Source organism: Catenovulum maritimum (assembly GCF_001050375.1).
GTDB lineage: Bacteria > Pseudomonadota > Gammaproteobacteria > Enterobacterales > Alteromonadaceae > Catenovulum > Catenovulum maritimum.
Genome location: NZ_KQ130488.1, coordinates 48,724 through 70,660 on the forward strand (window position 1 = coordinate 48,724; position 21,937 = coordinate 70,660).

The following is a 21,937-nucleotide window of genomic DNA, read 5'->3' on the forward strand; positions in this document are numbered from 1 at the left end:
CAAAAATTTAAAAGCATTAAATCAATTATAAGTCTTTATTTGATTAAGCCTGCAAGCTAGATATTTGCTCAAAATGTCTAAAATAGCGTTAAAAAATAATTTATTAGACATGAGTTAACTTGTAATTCTGATAGATTAAATTAATAATCCTTTAATGGACTTAAAATTAAAATGACAACCATCTAGCAATCTAAATGAATAGAGAAATGCTCAAATATGCGAAAGTGCTAATCATAGATGATCAACCACTCGCACAAATATTTTTAAAACAATCCCTAGAGAAAATAGGCTTTGAGCTAATTCAAATTGCAGAAAGTGCTAAGCATGCTTTGCGTTTAGCAAAAGAGACTCAGTTCAACTTATATATTTGCTCATTTAATTTAAGCCGAGATAGAGATGGTTATCACTTATTTGAAGAGCTTAAGTCGAAAGGTTTAGTCAAACTCACCACAACATTTATTTTTACCAGTGCAGATACAGATGCGGCCTTAGTCAATAGTGTCGTTGAACTACAACCTGATGACTTTTTAGTTAAACCCTTTACCGCAAAAGAATTAAATGAGCGGTTAAGCCGCGTGTTAAACCGAAAGCAAAAGTTAAATAAAATTTACTGGGCATTAGACAGTCAAGATTATGCTAAAGCGCTCGAGCATATGGATAAAGCTTTGAGTGATACCAATCAATCTAATCTGTTTCCTTTTATTATGCGCTTAAAAGGAGATGTATTACTCGCAGATAAACAATTTGAAGCCGCCGCCCAGTTTTATTATGAAGTATTAAACCTGCAAAAATTTACTTGGGCTATGGTGGGTCTCGCCAAAGCTTACCTTGGGCTAAATCAAGAAACTAAAGCCAAACAAATTTTAGAAAAACTAGTTAGAAAACCTGAAACAAAATTGGCAGCGCTTGATTTATTAGCCAATTATTATATTGAACACGATGAATATGAAAAAGCACTCAAACAATTTAAAAGTGCCAGCAGCTTATCACCTCGCAACATAAATCGGCACAAAAATGTCATCAACTTAGCGCGTTTAGTTCATGATCATGAAAACCAATACGAAGCCGCTAAAACCATGGCGAAATTCGCCAAACGTTCATTACATGAAACACCAGATTTATACCTATCGGTTGCCCGTGCAGGCATAGATTACGCACTGACATTAACCGATAACGAAGCATTCAGTGTGATTAAGCAATCCGAAAGATATCTAGAAACACTAAAAGAAGAATTTGCACAAAACCCAGAGTCAAAAGATCAAGTAACCGTTGTTCAAGCTAGGCTACATTACTTAAAAGACGAAAATGAAAAAGCTAAACAGTTAATCGAAACTGTTAAGCAACATAGTTTCACCGATAATTTAGAAGACTGCTTAGATAAAGCTAAGGCATACCATGAGCTAGGTTATCAAGAAGAGGCGCTAGTTATACTTAATAGTATAGATGAGTTAATCGAAGAAAATGAGATAGGCAATAAGGTATTACAAGAGTATTTAAATCAAGAGAAACAAGAAAAAAGAGATATTCCTTTTTCTCCTAAAGAACTCAATAACATGGCAGTACAGTTTTATAACCAAAAACAGCTGCTCCCTTCGATCCAAGCTTTTAGTGATGCCATCAGGCTTATGCCAAATAATCACAGAATCGCACTTAACTTATTTCAAGCCCTAATTGAGCAAAATTTAAGGGCTCCGTTAGCACAAGAGCACACCGAGATATTAACCAAAGTGAATAAGCAATTAGAGCAAGCTAACTTAGATGACGTTCAACAAGAAAGATATGATAAATTGATCGAAAGGAACAAGCGAATACAAAGGTAGCTACCCACTGAAAATAGCATGATTTGGAATTTAACATGTCAATAAAACACTTACTCAGTCAACTTAGATTAGAACTTAATATGGAAACAGCAATATTAGCTCAGATCTCTGATAATCAATATAAAATTGAAGATATTAGCTCAACAATGGATATTTTTAATCCTGGAGATACTTTTGATTTAACTCAAACCTATTGTGAAGCTGTGATCCAAAGTCAAAAGCTTGTGACTTACACTAACGTAGGTAAGATTCAAAAAATGCGTCTGCACCCAGTTTATACCTTGCTTCAACTAGAGTCTTATATAGGCTATCCCATTATAATTAATGACCAAGTCTGGGGCACATTAAACTTATCGTCTACCGATATTCGTGGTTCAGAATTTACCCTAGCTGAGATAGAGAAAGTAAAAAATACCGCAGTTCAAATTACCAGAGAGCTAACTTAAACTGCGGTAAACGGGAATAGATTTAAATTATTCAATCAGCCAATTATAGTATTCGGCAAAGCCTTGCTTAATCGACTGGCTTTGCTCGATTAAGTTATCAAAGTGACGAAATAAACCACCTCTACTAACCAATTGAGCTGTACCATCAAAGCAATCTTCAACACTCCAACTGTCATAACCGCCATTAACAGTATCGACCAAGGTTACACCAGTAGTGGCATGTTTAATATAAAATCGACCATGCTCTTCCGCTGGTTGGAATAACCAATCCAGCATATTTTCAGCAGCTGATTGTTGTAGTTTTACCTCTCCACCTTCAACGCTCAGAAATCGTCCATCTGAAGTTTTTATCTTCCAAGTCTTTGTTGGCATTTGCTTTTGATGATGCATTAACAACCTCGTAGAGCTTATTTAACCCAAACCTGCTTGTGTCTGATTAAAATGATGGGGCTCAATGCCTTTTCATTTCAAGCAACACGTTAAAAATCATCCACTGAATACCTATGTAACATTTTTGTTACTAAATTAAGCATAGACAAGTATTCTACTTTTGAAGAAAGTTAGTTGGAGCAAATTACATATGACCAGGGGTTATTTATAAGCGGGAATTGGAATGCTTATTTTTTCATCAACTTAGAGGTAAAAAGAGCCAATGAATCTAACTTTTTGAAATAAGTAATAACAAAAAGGAATTAACTAAGGTGGAATTTATTTATTAATGACTAAAGGTTCAACTCAAATAATCGAGCTTATCGCTAAATTGTGAGATTAAAACACGACTTTTAGCAGTTTTGAAGTCAGACTCAATGCTCTGTCCATTGAGTCTGATAAATTAAATTAAGCAAAAAATAAGCGCCACAACCAACTGCTGTTTAAGTCGTCTTCGCATCTTTTCAACTGTGCGCCATACTTACTCGCCCTACTTTTTACTTTGAGCGCAACTTTTTTAAGCCATGGTTTCTTATTGTAGCTTTTATTACGATAACCACCCCAGCCTTCGTGGTAATTTAAATACTGGTTGTAAGCATCCCACTTGGATACTTTATTAATTTTATGCGTTTTAGAAACAAACCATCCCATAAAATCAATGGCGTCATCAAAATCATCTCGATCCGCCCCACTATTATCGGTTTCACGGATATAATCTTCCCAAGTCATAGTTTTAGCTTGAGAGTAGCCGTACGCGCTACTGGCTCGACCAATAGGAATAAACCCAAGAAAATATTGCATTGGCGGAGCTGCATCAGACCTAAATGAACTTTCTTGATACATCATAGCCATGGAAACATGCAAAGGTGCACCCCACCTATCTTGTGCGTCTTTAGCATCGTGATACCAGTCTCTATGCTCAAAAAAAATCTCACAGATATTATCTGGGTTTTTAGGCGGCGGCGTTGCACAGCCACTGACAAACAAAGCAACGGCTAGGGTAAAAGTTATGGTTAATTTATTCATCATGTTTAATCTGCAAAATAGGCTTGTAAAAAGTCCGTAAAGTCCAATTTATCTGAAGCTTCAATACTAACCTGTTTATCGAAACTTTTTTGCGTTTCTTGGTTTAAATATTCGGGGTCAAATTGATAAAAACCTCTTGTATTTGCTTCCGCTTGGTATTGCTTAGCTAACTGCATGCCCAAAGCACCATTATCAATATTCTGCTCAAGCAATTGATTAATAATTTTAGCTGATGGCGTTAAATCAGAGTTATTAATTTTTGCCAATTGTTTTTCTAAAGCAAGTTGATAGGCTTTATTAGTTGAATCCTGATCGAATATTTCTGCAATTATTTTTAATTCAGCAAATATATCTAACGCCCAATCGGTTAAGCTAATATCTTGATCATCACGTTTTAATTTTACATTTGGCTTACGGCCATAAAGCAAGGTTTGTTGCATATTGGCTGTGTTTAAAAATTCATCACTTGCATGTAATTCAGGCGATTCAACTAAAGCACACCAAGTTAAAAATAAATCTAAAAATTTAACTTGGTCTTCGGATACACCAGCTGGTGAAAATGGGTCAATATCCAATGCTCTAATTTCGATATACTGAATGCCATCTCTTTCTAACGCCTCACTTGGCTTTTCTCCAGACAAAGTGACTCTTTTAGGCCTAACTGGTGAATAATATTCATTCTCAATTTGTAATACATTGTTATTGAGCTGCTTATAATCACCATTTTTACCATAAGGAATATGCGCAAAATCAGCAGAAGGCATTTTGATCGCTTTCTTAATACCCGCAATATATTCATCTAACTGATTATAGCGAATACCTAATGAAGACTGAGCTTTATTGGTGTAGCCTAGGTCGCTCATTCTTAACGATGTCGCGTAAGGTAAATATAAGGTACCTTTACCTATTTTCTCAAAAGGGAAATTTGATTTTTTGTCTTTTAAAAAAGAAGAACACAAAGCTGGAGAAGCACCAAACAAATAAGCTAAAACCCATAAGTGACGTTTCACATTTCTTAAGACACTTAAATAACCGCAAGAAATCATATCCTTACAGCAATCTTGCCCTTTATCTTTTGCCCAAGCTTGCCAAAAACTAATCGGAAACGAAAAATTAAAATGAACACCAGAAATAACTTGCATATAACTACCGTATCTATGCTTTAGCCCTTCTCTGTATAACGTCTTCATTTTTCCAATATTAGATTCGCCGTAATAGGCTAGCTGAATATCATCTTCTTTGCCGACAAAACAAGGCATGCTCATAGGCCAAAGTAATTCATTTGGGTGTTGCTGATAAGAAAATTTATGTAAATCCAGTAGTTGTTCTATACTTTTTTTGGTGTTTTGCTCAACCGGAGTAATAAACTCTAATAAACTTTCTGAGTAATCTGTAGTGATATAACTATGGGTTAATGCAGATCCTAAATTTTTAGGGTGTGGAGAGTCGGCTAACTGACCATTGGGCTTTATTCTTAGCGCTTCTTTTTCGATTCCTCGGCTAAGTTGAGCAGAAAAACCAGCGGGTTGCATTCGCAAAAAGTCGATTAAGTGTTTTGATAGATTCACTATATCTTTCCATTTTGATGATTAAATACTGTTTATTTCAGTATGTTGAAGAAAAAATACGATTATTTTTTACAATTATTCAAACTCAACTAATTGCATGTTACATTTATAAGTCATATAAAGTTTGCGCTTTGACATCATGCGTTGAATGATCTACTTAGAGTAAAATATGTTAATTAATTTTGGCTCCAGCCTTTTTGTACGCTTACTATCTAGCTTTATTATTGTTGCTTTAATCCCGATCGTATTCACTATTTACCGTGACGCAACGGAAACTAAACAAGCAATCAATAAAAGTAATTATCTATCACTTCGCGCTTCATCATTGAAAGTAAATCAAACTATAGATCACTTTATAAATCAACAAGTGGATAGAATAACTTTATTTTCTCATCTCATAATCGAGAAAAAACTGAAAGCAAGCTGGATAGATGAGGCACCTAGAGCAAAATTTCAAGCTTTGTTAACAGATTTCTCAAATATAAAGGTTAACCAAATAACCCCAAATAGCGTCGCTATCTATAATAACAAAGGCCAAATAATTGTTGCTAGTACAGAAGATATTGACAACAACATTAGCTCAAATCCTATTTTCAACCAATTATTTCACACTAACAACCATTACAAGATAGGGTTTAATCAAAATAAATTACAATTCGTAGTAAAAATCTTTGATGCTGCTGGTATAAGTTCAATTCTATTAGTTGATTTTTTAGCTGACGACCTTAAAAGTCTCATTCCGTTAACGGCTGATACTGGGCTGATTCATATTTTGATTAATGAGAAGTATCAAAGCCTAATTAATATTTCTGACAATGGTCACAAGATAACTCAAATATCCACTGAACAAGCCTATAACTTAAATAAGCATACAAAAAACACCCCATACTTTATTCAGCTAGATCAGGAAAAATTTCAAACTGAATATGCCGCCCACTTAACACCTATTTCACATAATAATTGGGCAGTCGTAACTTTAGAAAATTCTGAAAGTTTTCTAAAGCCTATGAGTGATATTTTCCGTACTAGCATTTGGCTGATACTGATTACCCTAGGTTTAGTTATCTTAGTCGCGAGTGCAGCCGCTAGCTTATTTGCCCAGCCGATTGTCGACATGACCAAGCTCGCTCTCAAAATGGCGCATGGTAATCTAACCTTAAGAGTAGAAACCCCATCTAAAGATGAAATAGGTACATTAGCAAAAGCCTTTAATTATATGGCTGAGAGGCTAGCAAGAAGAAACCAAGAACTTAAGCGAAAACAGCAGCAACTCAAACGTGCACAAACTTTGGCTAAATGTGGTAGCTTTGAATTGTCCAATGAAAAATTAATGTTTTGGTCAGATGAATTATTTACTATTTTAGAGTTAGAAAAAGACAACAGCCGCCCCAAACTTGCAACATTAATCAAAAGCCTAGGTGACAAATTTGGTCATGAGTTTGAAAAACAACTAACCCACCTCACCACTTCAAGTACACAAGAATCATGCATGCTGGAATCATGGCTAACTTTGCCAAGTGGCATTGAAAAATATCTTGTCATCAAAATAGAAAAAGATAGCACAGGTGAAGACTTTATCTTAATGGGGACTATCAATGACGTCACAGAAGAGAAACTAGCTCAAGCTGAACTAAAACAGAGTCAAGAAAGACTCAGCTATGCACTAGAAGCAACAAATGATGGGATGTGGGATTGGAATTTAATAACCAATCAAGTTTATTTTAGTCCGAGATGGTTTGAGATGCTCGGTTATAAAGCAAACGAACTGCCCGCCACACTAGAAACTTTCCAATTTTTAATCGATCCACAAGACAAGAGTGAATTAGAAGAAATAATAACCAAAATTATAACAGGGGAAAGCTTTGAAATAGATCATGAGTTTAGAATGATCAATAAATCAGGCACCTCAGTTTGGATCCATTCTAGAGGGACGACAGTAGAGTTCAGTAATGACAATACTACCACTCGAATGGTCGGGACTCATACCAATGTCACGGAAAGAAAAAATATAGAACAAAAGTTAACCAAGTTGAACGAAGAGCTAGAAAATCGTGTTAATGAAAGAACCCAACAGTTAGAAGCTAGCCATGAAAAATTAACCAGTGCAAAAAATAAAGCAGAACTGGCGAATAAAACTAAAAGTGACTTTTTAGCGAATATGAGTCACGAGATCAGAACACCATTGAATGCGATTGTCGGTTTAAGTAACTTATTAACCAAAACAACACTCAACCCAATACAAAAAAGGCATGTCAAAAACATAGAAAAGTCGTCTGAAAATCTACTTTCTATCATTAACGACATACTCGATTTCTCAAAAATCGAAGCCGGTAAACTAACGATAGAAAACGTCAGCTTTAACTTATCAGAAATTTTATCGAATATATCTGATATCTTTGCGCACAAGGCACACCAAAAGGGCTTAGAATTTATCGTCAATATAGATCCTAGTGTGCCGACTTATTTAATTGGTGACCCTTACAGACTCAATCAAATTATCACTAACCTCTTGAGTAACTCACTAAAATTTACTCATCAGGGACAAATAGAGATTCAAATAAGAATCGTTATGGCGACAGATTATAAAGTAACGATAAAATTCTCGGTAACCGATACGGGTATAGGTTTAACCGAAAGCCAAAAAACAAAATTATTCAATTCATTCACTCAAGCCGATACCTCGACAACTAGAGAGTATGGTGGTACAGGTTTAGGCTTAACGATTTGCCGCCAACTCTGCCATTTAATGGATGGAGAAATCAATATTGAAGACAAGCAAACTTCAGGCTCAACATTTTCTTTTATTATACCGTTTAAAATAGATTCAACACCTAAAGCTGTATTAGAGCTAACAGTTGCGGAGCATAAAAACAGCCGAGTATTAGTCATTGACGACAACTGCACCAACGCAGACATGATAACCAGTATGCTGACAACTTTTGGCTTAAAAGCCACATGTGGCTACTCTGGTGAAGATGCCATTAGTATTTGCGATACCGCTCAAGACTATTTCGATATTTGTATTCTCGATTGGCAAATGCCGTCTGGTCTAACTGGTAAAGAAACAATCCACGCACTGCAACAGCATGATCAGTGTAAAAACGCTCAATTTATCATAATGCATAATACTGAAATAAGCCCGAGCATAGCCAAAGAGTTAAATGACGAGACACTCATTAGCCTGTATAAACCGATTAATAGCTCGCAACTGTTTAAAATTATTACCCGAATTTTAAACAACCAGCCTATCCACCAAAAACACGAAGTGGAAATAACGCCAATCTCGAGTGATAAATTTACCCAAATCAAAGTATTACTCGTTGAAGACAATGAAATAAATCAAGAGATAGCTCAAGCCCTTTTAAGTTACCACGGTATGGCTGTGACCATAGCTGAAAATGGGCAAGTTGCAGTTGATATGTTGAACAAAGCTTTAGTCGACCATTTTAAATTTGATATTGTGTTAATGGATATTCAAATGCCGGTTATGGATGGTTATGAAGCAACCAAGCAAATCAGGCAAATTCCAGAATATACATCCCTACCAATTATAGCCATGACAGCCAACGCCATGACTCAAGATAAAGACCTTTGCCTAGCTTCAGGCATGAATGATCATATAGGCAAACCGATAAATGAAAAACTATTATTAGATAGCATTTCAGATTGGTTAGGACGGGACTGTATTTCACCTGAACTAAAAGAGGCACAAGAGATAAGTCTAGAACAGGTAAAAATTACCAATGAAATCAAACCAAATGAGTCTATCGATAAGCAATATCAGGGCTTTGAAACATTTGATATAGAATTCGCTAAAAATCAGTTGGCCGGTAATATCAATTTATTATTGAAAATGATGAATCGATTTAATGACGAATTTTCAACCTACGCATCTCAAATAGCTAAAGACCTAGCCGAAAATGAAACTGATAATGCAAAAAATAAGCTACACACATTAAAAGGGGTTGCGGGCAATCTAGGTTTACAAAAACTACATCATATTTGTAAAGACTTTGAACATGAAATAAAACAAAACCAAGTTGAAGAATTAGATTATTACTTAGCTCAACTTAATGAGATCATTGTCATCAGTTTGCAGGCATCTGAAGATTTTTGCCAAGACAATAACGTAGAGGATAAATCGAGGATAAAATTAGCCGAGATAGAAGCAACAAGACTGACCCAAATAAAACAACAGATCGCCACTTTAAAAACCATGCTAGCGAATGACGAATTTATCAGCGAGGATGATTTATCAATATTACAACCCCTTGCGCAAACAGAGCATAACCAGATTTATCAAACCTTACTTGACGCAATAGAAAACTTTGAAGGGCAAGCGGCCAATGAAGCGTTAGCAGAAATAATGAAACTATTAGAATAAATCTAGCGGCTACGGCTTACATAATTTAGATAAGTCGTTAAAATAGTCGCATTATAGAATTATTGGAAACACTTATGAGAGCTTGTGGCGTCGAAATTAAAGGTAGTGAAGCATTTATATGCATTTTAGAATTAGAGGACGGTCTATTTGATATCCCTGATTGCAGAGCACAAAAATTTATTTATCGCAGCAGCCCAGATCAAAATGAAATAAAAGACTTTCAGTTCGAATTTCAAAAATTGATGGAGGACTATCGCGTTGATGTAGTAGTCATCAAAGAAAGACCATTAAAGGGTAAATTTGCTGGTAGTTCGGTTGGTTTTAAAATGGAAGCAGCCATCCAATTACTAGACACAGTTGATGTAATCTTACAATCAAATGTAACTGAAAAAGAATATTTAAAAGAAAATCCAATCCCAGTCGATTTTAAAGAAACAGGTTTAAAGATGTTTCAACAATCGGCTTTCTCAACGGCTTACAGTTATTTAATTTCTAGGTAATTAAATCCCTTAGCTTTGAACAAAATAAGGGCCTTGCCGCCCTTATTTGTATTCGCTCAAACTTGAATCTGAACCACCCTTAATCATTTTTATCCATTCTAATAACAACACGTCTATTTTTAGCTCTTTCAATCACATTAGAATTACTTGCGATATGGCGTTTTTCACCAAAGCCTTGGGTCTCCACCCTAGCTGCATCAACACCTGCTTCTGTAAAAAAAGTCTTAATTGTCTGGGCTCGTTTTTTGGATAGCTCTTGGTTGTGCCAACGTCCACCATAACTATCGGTAAACGCATCAACGAGAACCAGCTCCAAACTAGGATCTTGCTTTAAGTATTCAGCTATCATGTTTAAACGTTTTTGCGACGATTTACTCAGTTGCGCTGTGTTAGATTGATAAGTTAGTACAGTAAAGGAAATATCGTCAAAACTGTATGGCAATAAATTATCTAGACAAACTAAAAATTCATCGTAGGCTTTATGGAAGTTAGCTGAATTAATCGAAACTGATATCTTATCAAAATCGCTGTACCAATCCTGATAGTAAAAAGTAGGATTAAAGCCCTTCTCTAGCTCAGAGATCATAGTCCAAGCGGCTTTTTTTTCTAATTCACCATCAAACTGCTTTAACAATTGCATTTGCGAAATTTGCTTTGCGGCAACGCCAGGCTTGAAACTAGGCGCGACAGATTCAACCTTTGCGAAACTATAATTATCGGGCAGCTTAAACATATCCAGAGCAAAGTTTAAATTGAGTGACTTGCTTGCCCTACTGACAAATAAAGCTTTCCCATATCGAGGAATATTATGTTCCAACTGACATTCTAGCCTTGCAGTATTAGATGCTTTCCACATAGAGGAATCTAAATCGGCAGAATACTGCCTCACGGCTGAATGAGCCGAGCAGCTGAGACTGATTAAAATGCCTAGAGGTAAATATTTCTTCATAATTAATATGCCTAGCAACAAATTTTTGGCGTTAGTGAAACTTTATTAGGAATATTAGCAATAAACAGACCAAGAGATAGCTTTATCTGGCATAATACACGCCATTATCTGCCCTATAACTAAATAGCTTAAATCATATATATGGCTCATACAAAATTAAAACAAAGATTTCGGGGTTATTACCCGGTCGTTATTGATGTCGAAACAGCTGGTTTTGATGCCCAAAACAACGCTTTACTAGAAATAGCCGCCACTATGATAGAAATGAAAGAAGATGGCGAGATGTATTGTGGCGAAACGATACAGTTCAATATTGAGCCTTTCGAAGGTTCAACTCTAGTTCAAGCTGCACTTGAATTTAACGGTATTGATCCAACCAATCCGTTAAGAAATGCAGTCTCAGAAAAAGAAGCCCTGAGTGAAATATTTAAACTCGTGAGAAAAAGGCAAAAATTTTATCAATGCCAACGCTCAGTCATGGTTGCTCACAATTCTGCTTTTGATATGTCATTTTTTAATGCCGCTATTGCAAGAACTGCGATAAAAAGAACGCCTTTTCATCCATTCGTTTCTTTTGATACTACGAGTTTAGCTGGGTTAACACTAGGTCAAACCGTGCTCATTAAAGCCTGCCAAGCTGCTGGAATAGAATTTGATAACAAAGAAGCCCATTCTGCACTGTACGATACGCAAAAAACAGCTGAATTATTCTGTTATATGGTCAATAAATGGAAAAATTTAGGTGGTTGGCAAGATGCCGAAGAAGCGTCAGAGGCCGGTGACAGTGAAAATGATAATACCGATTAAACTAAATTAAACGGTAAAAAAAATGCCACAAGCAAATACTTGTGGCATTTATTCAAATCTTTAACAGCTAAAAATTATAAGCTATCTGAATTCTCAGCTAAGTACTTAGCAACGCCCTCTGGGCTTGCGTCCATACCTTTATCACCTTCTTGCCAACCTGCAGGACATACTTCACCGTGCTCTTGGTGGAATGCTAATGCATCAATAGTACGTAGCATTTCATCAATGTTACGGCCTAAAGGTAAATCATTTACTACTTGGTGACGAACAACACCGTCTTCATCAATTAAGAATGAACCACGGAAAGCAACACCAACTTCTGGATGCTCAACATCGTATGCTTGACAGATTTCATGCTTCATATCTGCAACTAATGCATATTGAACTGGACCGATACCGCCTTCATTGATAGGAGTATTACGCCATGCGTTGTGTGAGAACATTGAATCGATAGATACACCAATCACTTCAACACCACGTTTTTGGAATTCAGCGTAACGCTTGTCAAATGCAATTAGCTCAGAAGGACATACGAAAGTGAAATCTAATGGGTAAAAGAAAACAACCGCTTTTTTACCTTTAATTGCATCACTTAAAGTGAAATTATCAACGATTTCACCATTACCAAGAACAGCAGCAGCTGTGAAATCAGGGGCTTGACGGCCTACTAATACAGACATGATTTTCTCCATTCATTTATTTTGAATTATATGTGTTAGTTAGACTTAACACTAACTGAAACAGAGTATATAGGCAGTTTTTGAAAAACCAAGTACCTTAGTCAACTATTTATAGTACATTTTGAATTTCGTGCCGAACAAGTCACCACAAACGCAAATATCAGATTGAACTAATCCAGGCTCTAGCTTAAATGCGGTTTTCAAAAAGCAAATGACACTGAGTAAACGAGCTTTATACTAGATATAAAAATTAATTATTAAATTTTTATTGCTAATGCGAATATTTCTCATTTATAATAGCCTTACTTTCATAAATAAGGTTTTAGTTATGTACGTATGCTTGTGTAATGGTGTTACAGACAGAGAAATAAAAAAAGAAGTGCACAATGGCTGTGACAGTGTAGCTGCGTTACAATGCAAAATGGCAATCGCTAACCAATGCGGTAGATGCAGTCAACATGCAAAAGACATTATTAATGAAACCCGAATTGAGAAGAACAGTCAACTTATCGCTTCATTCGCTTAACCTCACAGATTTTTAACTCCACTTACTTTTTCTTTTTCTTTTTCTTCGCTATTTTGATAATAGCTTCACCTCGAATAACAAGTTGATTGTGTTTTTTTTATACAATTAAATCGAAAAAACCTTTACAAGCGCTAATAAATCTATACTATGCCCTCAGCTTAAAAGAAAAGCGTTTTTATATTTCAGTTTGTGTTACTCCTTCGTAGTTAGACCTTCCTAAAATTTTTAATAACATCTTTGCTTTATAGCTTGCGAGCCTGATAACAGGCAATTTATATATTTCAATTTTTAGGTAATAATTATGTCTACAACTACTGGTACAGTAAAATGGTTTAACGAAACTAAAGGTTTTGGTTTTATCGAGCAAGAAAATGGTCCAGACCTTTTCGCACATTTCAGCGCAATCCAAAGCTCAGGTTTCAAAACTTTAGCTGAAGGTCAAAAAGTACAGTTTACTGTTGCTCAAGGCCAAAAAGGTCCTCAAGCTGAAAATATCGTTTGTATCTAATTTACAAAAGATAGCTTGAATAAATCACCTAGTTCTCTAGGTGATTTATAAATACAAAATAACAACAATTCATCCCCATAACACATCAATAAACACTGCTTAATTCCAACAATTTACCACAAGTATTTACACTTCAACCTAGCAAATTTAAATAGATGACAAAAGTCATTAAAATCTCTTTCTAAAAGCTTCTAATCCAGTATATTAAAACTAAATTTTATTTTTCTTTATTTTAAAGCCGACTACAATAAAAACTGCGCTTAAATCAAGATCTTGATTCACATAATAAATAATAGATGACTGGACTATGAGAAATACCGAACTTTTAAATCGACTTTACCATGATATTTCTGACATTATTTTACAACGTCAGCACCCTGTAACGGGGCTATTGCCTGCAAGTACAGCAATCACTAACCATGGTAATTACACTGACGCTTGGGTACGGGACAATGTTTATTCCATTTTGAGTGTTTGGTCACTTGGAATTGCCTATAAACATACAGGTGAAACGGAGCGAAGCGATCAACTTAGCCAATCAACTATCAAGTTAATGCGTGGCTTATTACAATCTATGATGCGCCAAGCACCTAAAGTAGAAAAATTTAAACACACACTTGAAGCAATAGATTCGCTCCACGCAAAATATGATACCGCGACAGGCTTACCTGTCGTTGCAGATGATGCTTGGGGTCATTTACAAATTGACGCGACTTCAATTTTCTTGCTGATGATTGCACAGATGACAGCTTCTGGACTAAGAATTATCAAAACTTACGATGAAGTAGATTTTGTCCAGAACCTTGTTTATTACATCGCTTTTGCTTATCGAATTCCTGACTTTGGTATTTGGGAGCGTGGTAATAAAATTAATAACGGTAAAACTGAAATCAATGCAAGCTCAGTCGGTATGGCAAAAGCAGCATTACAAGCCTTAGATGGTTTTAATTTGTTTGGCGAAAACGCCTCTAAAAGAGCCGTAGTACATACGATTCCTGATGCGGTATCACGAGCAAGGAATACGCTTGCCAGATTGCTACCAAGAGAATCTATATCTAAAGAAGTTGATAGTGCATTATTAAGCGTTATCGGCTTCCCAGCTTTTGCTGTCGGTGACCAAACCCTAGTCAAAAAAACCAGAGATAAAATTCTAACTGAACTGGGTGGCGATTACGGCTGCAAACGCTTTTTGTGGGATGGCCATCAAACTATGGTAGAAGACCATAGCCGCATTCATTACGAACATAATGAGCTTGCAAATTTTGAAGATATTGAATCTGAGTGGCCATTATTTTATACCTACCTATACATACAAGCATTGTTTGATAATGATACTGACGCTGCAAAAAACTACCGTCAAAAAATTGAAAATGTAATGGTAGAAGTAGACGGTAAAAATTTAATACCAGAACTGTATTTTGTTGAAGCTGACAAAGTTTCAGCCGAACGTGAAAATCCAGGCAGCCAGCCTAGAGTACCAAACGAGAACCTACCACTTGTTTGGGCACAAAGTATGTATTACACAGGCTTAATGTTGGATGAAGGCTTAATCTCAGCGGACGATTTAGATCCTTTACGCTTACGTAAACGCTCCACCAATAATACTGAAACCCAAATCGCACTTGTCGTTTTAACCGATAACCAAGTACTCAAGGAAAAATTAGCGAGTCATGGTGTGATCGCTGAAACAATCGAAGAGATTTCACCACTAAAAGTGATGACGTCTAAACAGCTGGTCGATGTGTATCAAGAAGTTGGAGCCAATAAAGCGCTTAATTTAACTGGTCGTCCTAAACGTCGTTTCCAAAGTTTAGCTACTGCACAAACTTATCATATTAACCAAAACAACTACCTTAGTTTATCTTCGCTCCAACAAGATAAACACAACTATAGATTGTTTGATGCAGAATTAGCGAGCGAATCTTTAGAAAAAGAAATTGCACACATAACTAAACACTGGACAAATAACGAAGTCGCTGTGTTTACCTACTTAATCAATCAAGATATGTATGAAACGAAAAACGCAGATGTGCTACTGCAAACAATTCGTCAGTTACAACTTAGAACCAACAAACAAAATGTTGGCTATGCGTCGGCTTCATTAGCGCTACGCGCATCCAGAGTTAATAGGCTGTACTTACCAAATCATCAAGTAACTAGCTTTACCAATATTGAGTTGAACGAATATAATCAAGAGCTAAATTTAGCGACGGATAACTTAACGCCAGAATTTAAAACTTTTGTCGAATCAAACCTCAGTAATGACGAATCATGTTACCTATCTTTAAAAGCGTTAGTGACCCAATACAGTTTAGAGAGTGACATTAGTACCAATGGCAGTATCAATTTTAAAGAATTAATCACGGCTATCTATCATTTCGCGTCGATTAAACAGTTTTGGTTAACAGCAAGATGCTGTTTTTCTGTACTTGATTTTTCACATAGAGATCTGGCAGATGATTTATCCTTACTTTGTGCTCGAAATCTAACGATATTAGTGGGCGAAAACAACCATACCGTTTTAAGTGGTGAAAATGGATTTTTAGATCAAGATGAACTAATTCACACCTTAAACATCGCAGTAAAAACACCTGTTGAGCGCAGTTTAGCTCAAGAGCTGTTAGTTGTTTTAGGCCATACAATTAGAACCAATACCCAATTATTTGACGGTATACGTTCAATTCACTTACATAACTTATTAAGTCTATGTGAAACTTGTGTGCCTGATTCGAAACTATCGGATATTGAGCAACTCTCTCTACGTTCACCTTACGAATTAAAACAACAAGTACAACAAGTATTAGAATCTCAACATCAAGCGTATGACTTTGACGTTAAATCTAGCTTTTCAGAACAAGACGGCAACCAGACCTACGAAGCTGAAAAAGCACAAGCGGTTGACACAGATTGGCTTGAATGGCGTTCTGAACGAGGTTTAATTGCAAGATTTGATGACAGTTTCCTAGAATCAATTTGGCAAAGTTTAGCCCACTGCCCGAAAATCGTTTTTGGTGATAGAGCTGACGACAAATACTTCATTGATAATCAGCTTATTAGAAGTTCAATGACGCCTGGTGAAGAAAGCTTCGCACATTTGATCGATAGCTTAATTCAACATGCTCACCCTATCTATTACAAAGCGGCATTAGTTGAAGTTTTAGCGGCATATATAAGTTATTGTAAAGATAATGCAGAGTTAAAATTAAATGACTCACTCGTTTTAGGTGATATTTTAGCCAAAGCGGCTGCATTACATACTCAAGCGGAAGGAGAAAGTCCTGAAGCAAGAAGTAATTTAGAACAGTTATTACAAACTCACCCTAAAAGTTTGCAAAAGTACGTTACCCAAGTCATTTCAAGCTTAAACTAGCTAACAAACCGCAAGTAGCTCTATACTTGCGGTTTCCTCCCATTAAATTATGAAATTTAGGATTAAATTCCAAGCATTTTTAATTAGCTTTGCTATGTTTAATAAGTCTAAATAAATAAAACAACTTTCAACTAAAGTCGTTAATTTTAAAGCGCATAAACTGCTGTAAAGGCTAAGCTATGATAAAAAAAATACCAATTGCTGAATTACAACCCGGTATGTATGTTACCCAAGTAACCAAACAGAATGGTCAAGTTGAAGTAAAAACCAAAGGCTGGGCGAAAACAGATAAAATAATCACACAACTAAAACTAAAAGGTGTGTTGGAAGTCGCGATTGATCCAGACAAAACCATAATAGATGAGACAGAAGAAAAGGCTGATAGTGAATTACCAGAAACAGCTAAAGAAGTCGTTCCATTTAAAACCCAAACGGTCGAAAAAGAATTAAAAAAAGCGCGTAAGTTATACGACGAAGCACAACAACTACAGAAAAAAGCACTGGGTGATATCCAAGCTGGTCGAAAAATTGATGTAAAGCCAATTCAAGAATTTACAAGCTCAATGATAGATTCCATTTTTAGGAACCAAGATGCCCTAACCTGCATGACCCGAATTAGAGAAAAAGACGCTTATCTATACGAACATTCACTCAATGTTTCTATTTTAATGGCTATGTTTGCTCGCCATTTAGATATGGATAAAGAGCAAATAGAAATGCTCTCACAAGCCGCGTTTCTGCATGACATGGGCAAGATTTTAATTCCAGATGAAATTCTACATAAACCGGGTAAGTTAACGGATGATGAATTTAAAATTATGCGGGAGCATGTAAATTATGGTATTAAAACACTGGCTGAAACGCCCGGTATTCCAGCTGAATTAATCGAAATTGTCGGTATGCATCATGAAAAATTAAATGGTACTGGCTACCCTAATGGCTTAAAAGCAGAACAAATCACGCAAGCCGGGAGAATGATTACCATAGTCGATATCTATGACGCCATGACAGCCGAGCGAGTATACAAAAAAGGTATGCTACCCAGTGCCGCATTTAAAATTATGCAAAGTATGGTGCCAGATGAAATAGATGGTAACTTATTGCATCAATTTATTCGCTGCGTAGGTGTGCACCCAGTTGGCACTTTGGTTAAATTAAAAAGTGGTAAATTGGCAATAGTGACAGAGTCTAACCAAAATAATCCGCTTAAACCTATTGTTAAAATATTCTATAACGCCAACCATAATCACCATACAGAAATCAAAGATTTAGATCTGTCTAAAGCTTATGTAAATGACGCAATTGAATCGAGCATTAAGCCAGAGAAATTTAAAATAGAGTTAAATAAATTTATGCGAGAAGTACTTATAGGCAATTGATATAATGCGTCATAATATATAACCCTTAAATGCGAATATTTAGCTTATGTCTGAAAAACTCAAAATGTTGGCTGGAAAGCCATATAACCCGTTTGATAAAGAGTTACTTAAGCTGAGAGTTAACGCTAGAAAATTAACCGAAGCCTTTAATACCACCAGCATAAGCAAGCTAAGCAACCGAAAGAAATTACTAAAACAATTATTTGGCCGCGCCGGTGAAAACCTCTTTATAGAGCCTAACTTTCAATGTGATTATGGTGTTAATATTCACTTAGGTGAAAATTTTTATGCTAACTACAATTGCGTCATTTTAGATGCCGCTGAAGTTAAAATAGGTGATAACTGCTTTATCGGTCCGCAAGTCGGTATTTACACCTCAAGTCACCCAATTGAGCCTAGCCCTCGTAACCAAGGGGTTCAATTTGCTAAAGCCATTAATATAGGCGATAACTGCTGGATTGGTGGTCACGCAAGTATATTACCCGGTGTATCTATTGGTCATAATGTCGTCATTGCAGCAGGCGCGGTCGTCACGAAAAGCTTTAGTGATAATGTCGTTTTAGCGGGAAACCCTGCCCGCATCGTAAAACATATTAAAGATGTTGAGACTGAATAAGGCTAATAAAGACCAGCAATTAATTGTATTAACTGAATTAGTCTCGACTAAATCAGTTAATAACTCACCTTACCTCGATTTTTTTTAATCTGGCCACGTTTATTTTTGCTGTCCATCCGCTTTATTTTGGCACTTTTAGTCGGTTTAGTTGCAATCCGCTTACGTTCAACTTTAGTCGCTGAGGTGATAATTTGCTGTAGTCTTAATAATGCATCTTCGCGATTTAACTCTTGAGTACGGCTTGATTGAGCTTTAATCACAATAACGCCTTCCTTTGTAATTCGACTATCACTCAAAGCCAATAATCTTTCCTTGTAGAATTCAGGTAAACTCGACTCACGTACATTAAAACGCAAATGTACCGCTGTGTTGACTTTGTTCACATTTTGTCCACCAGCCCCTTGTGAACGAACAAAATTGAGCTCAATTTCTGAGGCAGGAATAATGACTTTATTAGATATAACTAACATAATATCCTTAATTTATTGGTGGTTCGCATACCCATAATCCGAGGGCTGAAATTAATTCGTCATCATAAAACAAATACGCGACTTGATTTCTCATCCAAGGTGGCACTTCATATTCTTGTAGCAGCTGTTTAAGCGTTTTTCGACAATTTCTATACTTAGGGTAGCACTTAGTCGATAAACTTGGCTTAAATCGAATTTGAGCTATTTGATTTACTGTAGGTAATGCTATGCCTAAATTGGCTATGTGTAGCTTAGTGCCTGTATTTAATTCAACTTCTGCTTCGCCATTCCAACTCAGAGGTTCAGCTTCCTGCTCAAAGGCATCAATTTCAGTTTGAGTTAAATAAAAAAGTCGGGTTTTATATTGTCTAATTTCACCCAATTTTAACTTAATTTTAGGTTGCTGATCTTCTGAACATGTAAAATTATCTAAAATTTGCTGCATTATTTTTTGCGAAGGCATAAGTTCGTTATTCTTGTTTAACCAAAACCGCAACAGACTGTTTTGCCGCGCATAGCTTAAATTTTGAATTAGGCTAATGTCCAACACTTGGCTGGTGAACATAGGTTGAACTCGAGCTAAATTTGAAAAAGAAACAACAGCTGCGTTAAAATCTACTGCTGCGACTTCCTCAATAATTTGATTTTCTTGGCGACAAAGCTCTGCACTTCTTGCAACACATTGACTAAACCCCGGCCAACGTGCTTCTAATTCTGGTAATATTTGATTACGCAAAAAATTACGATCGAAATCATCATTTAAATTACTTTCATCTTCAACCCAATCCAAATTATTGGCTTTTGCATAATCCAGAATCTCTAGTTTAGATACTCCTAGTAAAGGACGCCACAACTCTATATCTTGGGTTAAATCACTTAACGGATTCATACTTGCTAACCCGTTTGGCCCACTGCCACGTTTTAACCTTAAAAAGAAAGTTTCAGCTTGATCATTCAAATGTTGAGCAGTCACCACGATCGCATTTTTACCTGCAACTTGCTTAAACACAGAATATCTGGCATCACGAGCTAACGCTTCTAAACTTTGACGACTTTGTTTTGCTAATTTAACTTTTTTAAATTCAAACTTGATTTGCCTTTGTTGGCAAAATTCAGCACAAAATTTTAGCCAAGCCTCTGCATTATCGCTCAGTCCATGGTGTACATGTACAGCACAAAGCAACAACTGCTCATCAGGTGCAAATGTCTGATTTAATTTGTGAATCGTATCTAGTAAAACGACCGAATCCACACCACCGCTAAGGCCAACGAAAACCGATTTATTTTGCTGGCTAAATTGTTTTAGTCTGGCGATTTCTTGTGGTGAAAAAAGCTTAATATGTGACTTCATTAAAATACTAATATGGGCTCAATTTAACGTTAAGCTAAAACAAAAAAACCCGCCAAAAGCGGGTTTTTTAGAGCTAGAAAAAATTAACAATAACCAAATGTCATTAGTTTTTGATATCTTTGCTCAATTAGCGCTTCGCTATCTTTATCTGCTAATTCAGATAATTGACTTTTAATTGTTTGTTTAAGGTTATGCGACATTAGATCAAAATCTCTATGTGCGCCACCTAAAGGCTCATCAACAATATTATCAATTAATTTAAGCTCTTGTAATCGAGTCGCTGTAATCCCCATAGCTTCTGCAGCTTGCTCTGCTTTTGTCGCGCTCTTCCATAATATAGAAGCACAACCTTCAGGAGAAATTACTGAGTAAGTGCTGTATTGAAGCATATTCACTTTATCGCCAACGCCGATAGCTAATGCACCACCAGAACCACCTTCACCGATTACAGTACAAATAACAGGAACCGTTAGGCGTGCCATTACTTTTAAGTTTTTAGCAATTGCTTCGCTTTGACCGCGCTCTTCCGCACCAACACCTGGGTAAGCACCTGGAGTATCGATAAAAGTAATGATAGGCATTCTAAAACGCTCAGCCATTTCCATTAATCTTAACGCTTTACGATAGCCTTCTGGACGAGGCATACCAAAGTTGCGGCGAATTTTTTCAGCTGTATCACGGCCTTTTTGATGACCAATAACAACCACAGGTTCACCGTCAATTCGTGCTGTTCCACAAACAATTGCTGGATCATCAGCATAGGCTCTATCACCCGCTAACTCATCAAAATCGGTACAAATACGAGAGATGTAATCTAAAGTGTATGGGCGTTGTGGGTGACGAGCAATTTGTGCTATCTCCCATGCACCTAAATTAGCAAAAATCTTTTTAGATAAGTCTTGGCTCTTATTTTTTAACTTACTAATTTCTTCTTCTAAATCTATATCTAACTCGCCATTGTTACGAGCGACATTTCTAAGCTCATCAATTTTTGATTCTAGCTCTGCAATAGGCTGTTCAAAGTCCAAAAAACTTAAACTCATAAGTCAATTTCTACCTAATTCTACGCTTGTAAACAAGCTATCTAAATCCTAATTTAGCTATACTT

General features: G+C 36.2%; 18 protein-coding genes. 10 read left to right on the forward strand and 8 right to left on the reverse strand.

Going from position 1 to position 21,937, the window contains the following annotated elements; all coding sequences use genetic code 11:
* Positions 1-194 precede the first annotated feature (194 nt).
* Both XM47_RS08655 and XM47_RS08660 read left to right on the forward strand, forming a co-directional pair.
* Positions 195-1,820: a response regulator gene (locus tag XM47_RS08655; protein WP_048691668.1), complete on the forward strand. Its 1,626-nt coding sequence runs from the start codon at positions 195-197 to the stop codon at positions 1,818-1,820.
* Positions 1,821-1,855: 35 nt separating this feature from the next.
* Positions 1,856-2,266, forward strand: a complete 411-nt coding sequence (locus XM47_RS08660; RefSeq protein ID WP_048691670.1) for a GAF domain-containing protein — start codon at positions 1,856-1,858, stop codon at positions 2,264-2,266.
* 27 nt (positions 2,267-2,293) lie between these two features.
* Here the strand turns inward: XM47_RS08660 and XM47_RS08665 are convergent, their stop codons facing one another.
* From XM47_RS08665 to gshA, 3 genes are all read right to left on the reverse strand, one after another.
* Positions 2,294-2,656, reverse strand: coding sequence for a hypothetical protein (locus XM47_RS08665; RefSeq protein ID WP_048691671.1), 363 nt, complete (start codon positions 2,654-2,656; stop codon positions 2,294-2,296).
* A gap of 447 nt (positions 2,657-3,103) precedes the next feature.
* Positions 3,104-3,721, reverse strand: coding sequence for a transglycosylase SLT domain-containing protein (locus XM47_RS08670; RefSeq protein ID WP_048691899.1), 618 nt, complete (start codon positions 3,719-3,721; stop codon positions 3,104-3,106).
* A gap of 5 nt (positions 3,722-3,726) precedes the next feature.
* Positions 3,727-5,289, reverse strand: a complete 1,563-nt coding sequence (gshA, locus tag XM47_RS08675) for a glutamate--cysteine ligase (protein WP_053084533.1) — start codon at positions 5,287-5,289, stop codon at positions 3,727-3,729.
* A gap of 169 nt (positions 5,290-5,458) precedes the next feature.
* On the opposite strand from gshA, the gene XM47_RS08680 reads away from it, so the two are divergent.
* Both XM47_RS08680 and XM47_RS08685 read left to right on the forward strand, forming a co-directional pair.
* Positions 5,459-9,673 carry a response regulator gene (locus XM47_RS08680; protein ID WP_048691673.1) on the forward strand — a complete coding sequence of 1,405 codons (4,215 nt, stop codon included), beginning with the start codon at positions 5,459-5,461 and terminating at the stop codon, positions 9,671-9,673.
* A gap of 74 nt (positions 9,674-9,747) precedes the next feature.
* A complete protein-coding gene (locus XM47_RS08685; protein ID WP_048691674.1) occupies positions 9,748-10,173 on the forward strand; it encodes a DUF3010 family protein in 426 nt (141 codons plus the stop codon).
* 79 nt (positions 10,174-10,252) lie between these two features.
* Here the strand turns inward: XM47_RS08685 and XM47_RS08690 are convergent, their stop codons facing one another.
* Positions 10,253-11,122 carry a flagellar protein MotY gene (locus tag XM47_RS08690; RefSeq protein ID WP_048691676.1) on the reverse strand — a complete coding sequence of 290 codons (870 nt, stop codon included), beginning with the start codon at positions 11,120-11,122 and terminating at the stop codon, positions 10,253-10,255.
* 141 nt (positions 11,123-11,263) lie between these two features.
* On the opposite strand from XM47_RS08690, the gene rnt reads away from it, so the two are divergent.
* A complete protein-coding gene (gene rnt / locus XM47_RS08695; protein ID WP_048691678.1) occupies positions 11,264-11,929 on the forward strand; it encodes a ribonuclease T in 666 nt (221 codons plus the stop codon).
* 74 nt (positions 11,930-12,003) lie between these two features.
* On the opposite strand, the gene XM47_RS08700 is transcribed toward rnt, so the two are convergent.
* Positions 12,004-12,609, reverse strand: coding sequence for a peroxiredoxin (locus XM47_RS08700; protein ID WP_048691679.1), 606 nt, complete (start codon positions 12,607-12,609; stop codon positions 12,004-12,006).
* 328 nt (positions 12,610-12,937) lie between these two features.
* Between XM47_RS08700 and XM47_RS08705 the strand changes: the two genes are divergently transcribed.
* The 5 genes from XM47_RS08705 (at position 12,938) to XM47_RS08725 (ending at position 19,008) form a co-directional block, all read left to right on the forward strand.
* Positions 12,938-13,135 (forward strand): (2Fe-2S)-binding protein, encoded by a 198-nt coding sequence (locus tag XM47_RS08705; RefSeq protein ID WP_048691681.1) that lies wholly within the window; start codon positions 12,938-12,940, stop codon positions 13,133-13,135.
* Between the two features lie 301 nt (positions 13,136-13,436).
* Complete coding sequence (locus tag XM47_RS08710; protein ID WP_048691683.1) at positions 13,437-13,643, forward strand: cold-shock protein; 207 nt, start codon at positions 13,437-13,439, stop codon at positions 13,641-13,643.
* A gap of 307 nt (positions 13,644-13,950) precedes the next feature.
* On the forward strand, positions 13,951-17,013 hold the full coding sequence (locus XM47_RS08715; protein ID WP_048691685.1) for a phosphorylase b kinase regulatory subunit alpha/beta: 3,063 nt from the start codon (positions 13,951-13,953) through the stop codon (positions 17,011-17,013).
* Positions 17,014-17,195: 182 nt separating this feature from the next.
* The gene (locus XM47_RS08720) at positions 17,196-18,392 is read left to right on the forward strand and encodes a cyclic di-GMP phosphodiesterase (protein ID WP_048691905.1); all 1,197 of its coding nucleotides are present in this window, start codon (positions 17,196-17,198) and stop codon (positions 18,390-18,392) included.
* Between the two features lie 46 nt (positions 18,393-18,438).
* On the forward strand, positions 18,439-19,008 hold the full coding sequence (locus XM47_RS08725) for a sugar O-acetyltransferase (protein WP_048691687.1): 570 nt from the start codon (positions 18,439-18,441) through the stop codon (positions 19,006-19,008).
* Positions 19,009-19,064: 56 nt separating this feature from the next.
* Here XM47_RS08725 and arfB read toward each other — a convergent pair whose 3' ends face one another.
* The 3 genes from arfB to accA form a co-directional block, all read right to left on the reverse strand.
* Positions 19,065-19,478: an alternative ribosome rescue aminoacyl-tRNA hydrolase ArfB gene (gene arfB, locus XM47_RS08730; RefSeq protein ID WP_048691688.1), complete on the reverse strand. Its 414-nt coding sequence runs from the start codon at positions 19,476-19,478 to the stop codon at positions 19,065-19,067.
* A gap of 7 nt (positions 19,479-19,485) precedes the next feature.
* Positions 19,486-20,829, reverse strand: a complete 1,344-nt coding sequence (gene tilS, locus XM47_RS08735) for a tRNA lysidine(34) synthetase TilS (protein WP_048691690.1) — start codon at positions 20,827-20,829, stop codon at positions 19,486-19,488.
* 83 nt (positions 20,830-20,912) lie between these two features.
* Positions 20,913-21,872, reverse strand: a complete 960-nt coding sequence (gene accA / locus XM47_RS08740) for an acetyl-CoA carboxylase carboxyl transferase subunit alpha (protein ID WP_048691691.1) — start codon at positions 21,870-21,872, stop codon at positions 20,913-20,915.
* Positions 21,873-21,937: the final 65 nt, after the last annotated feature.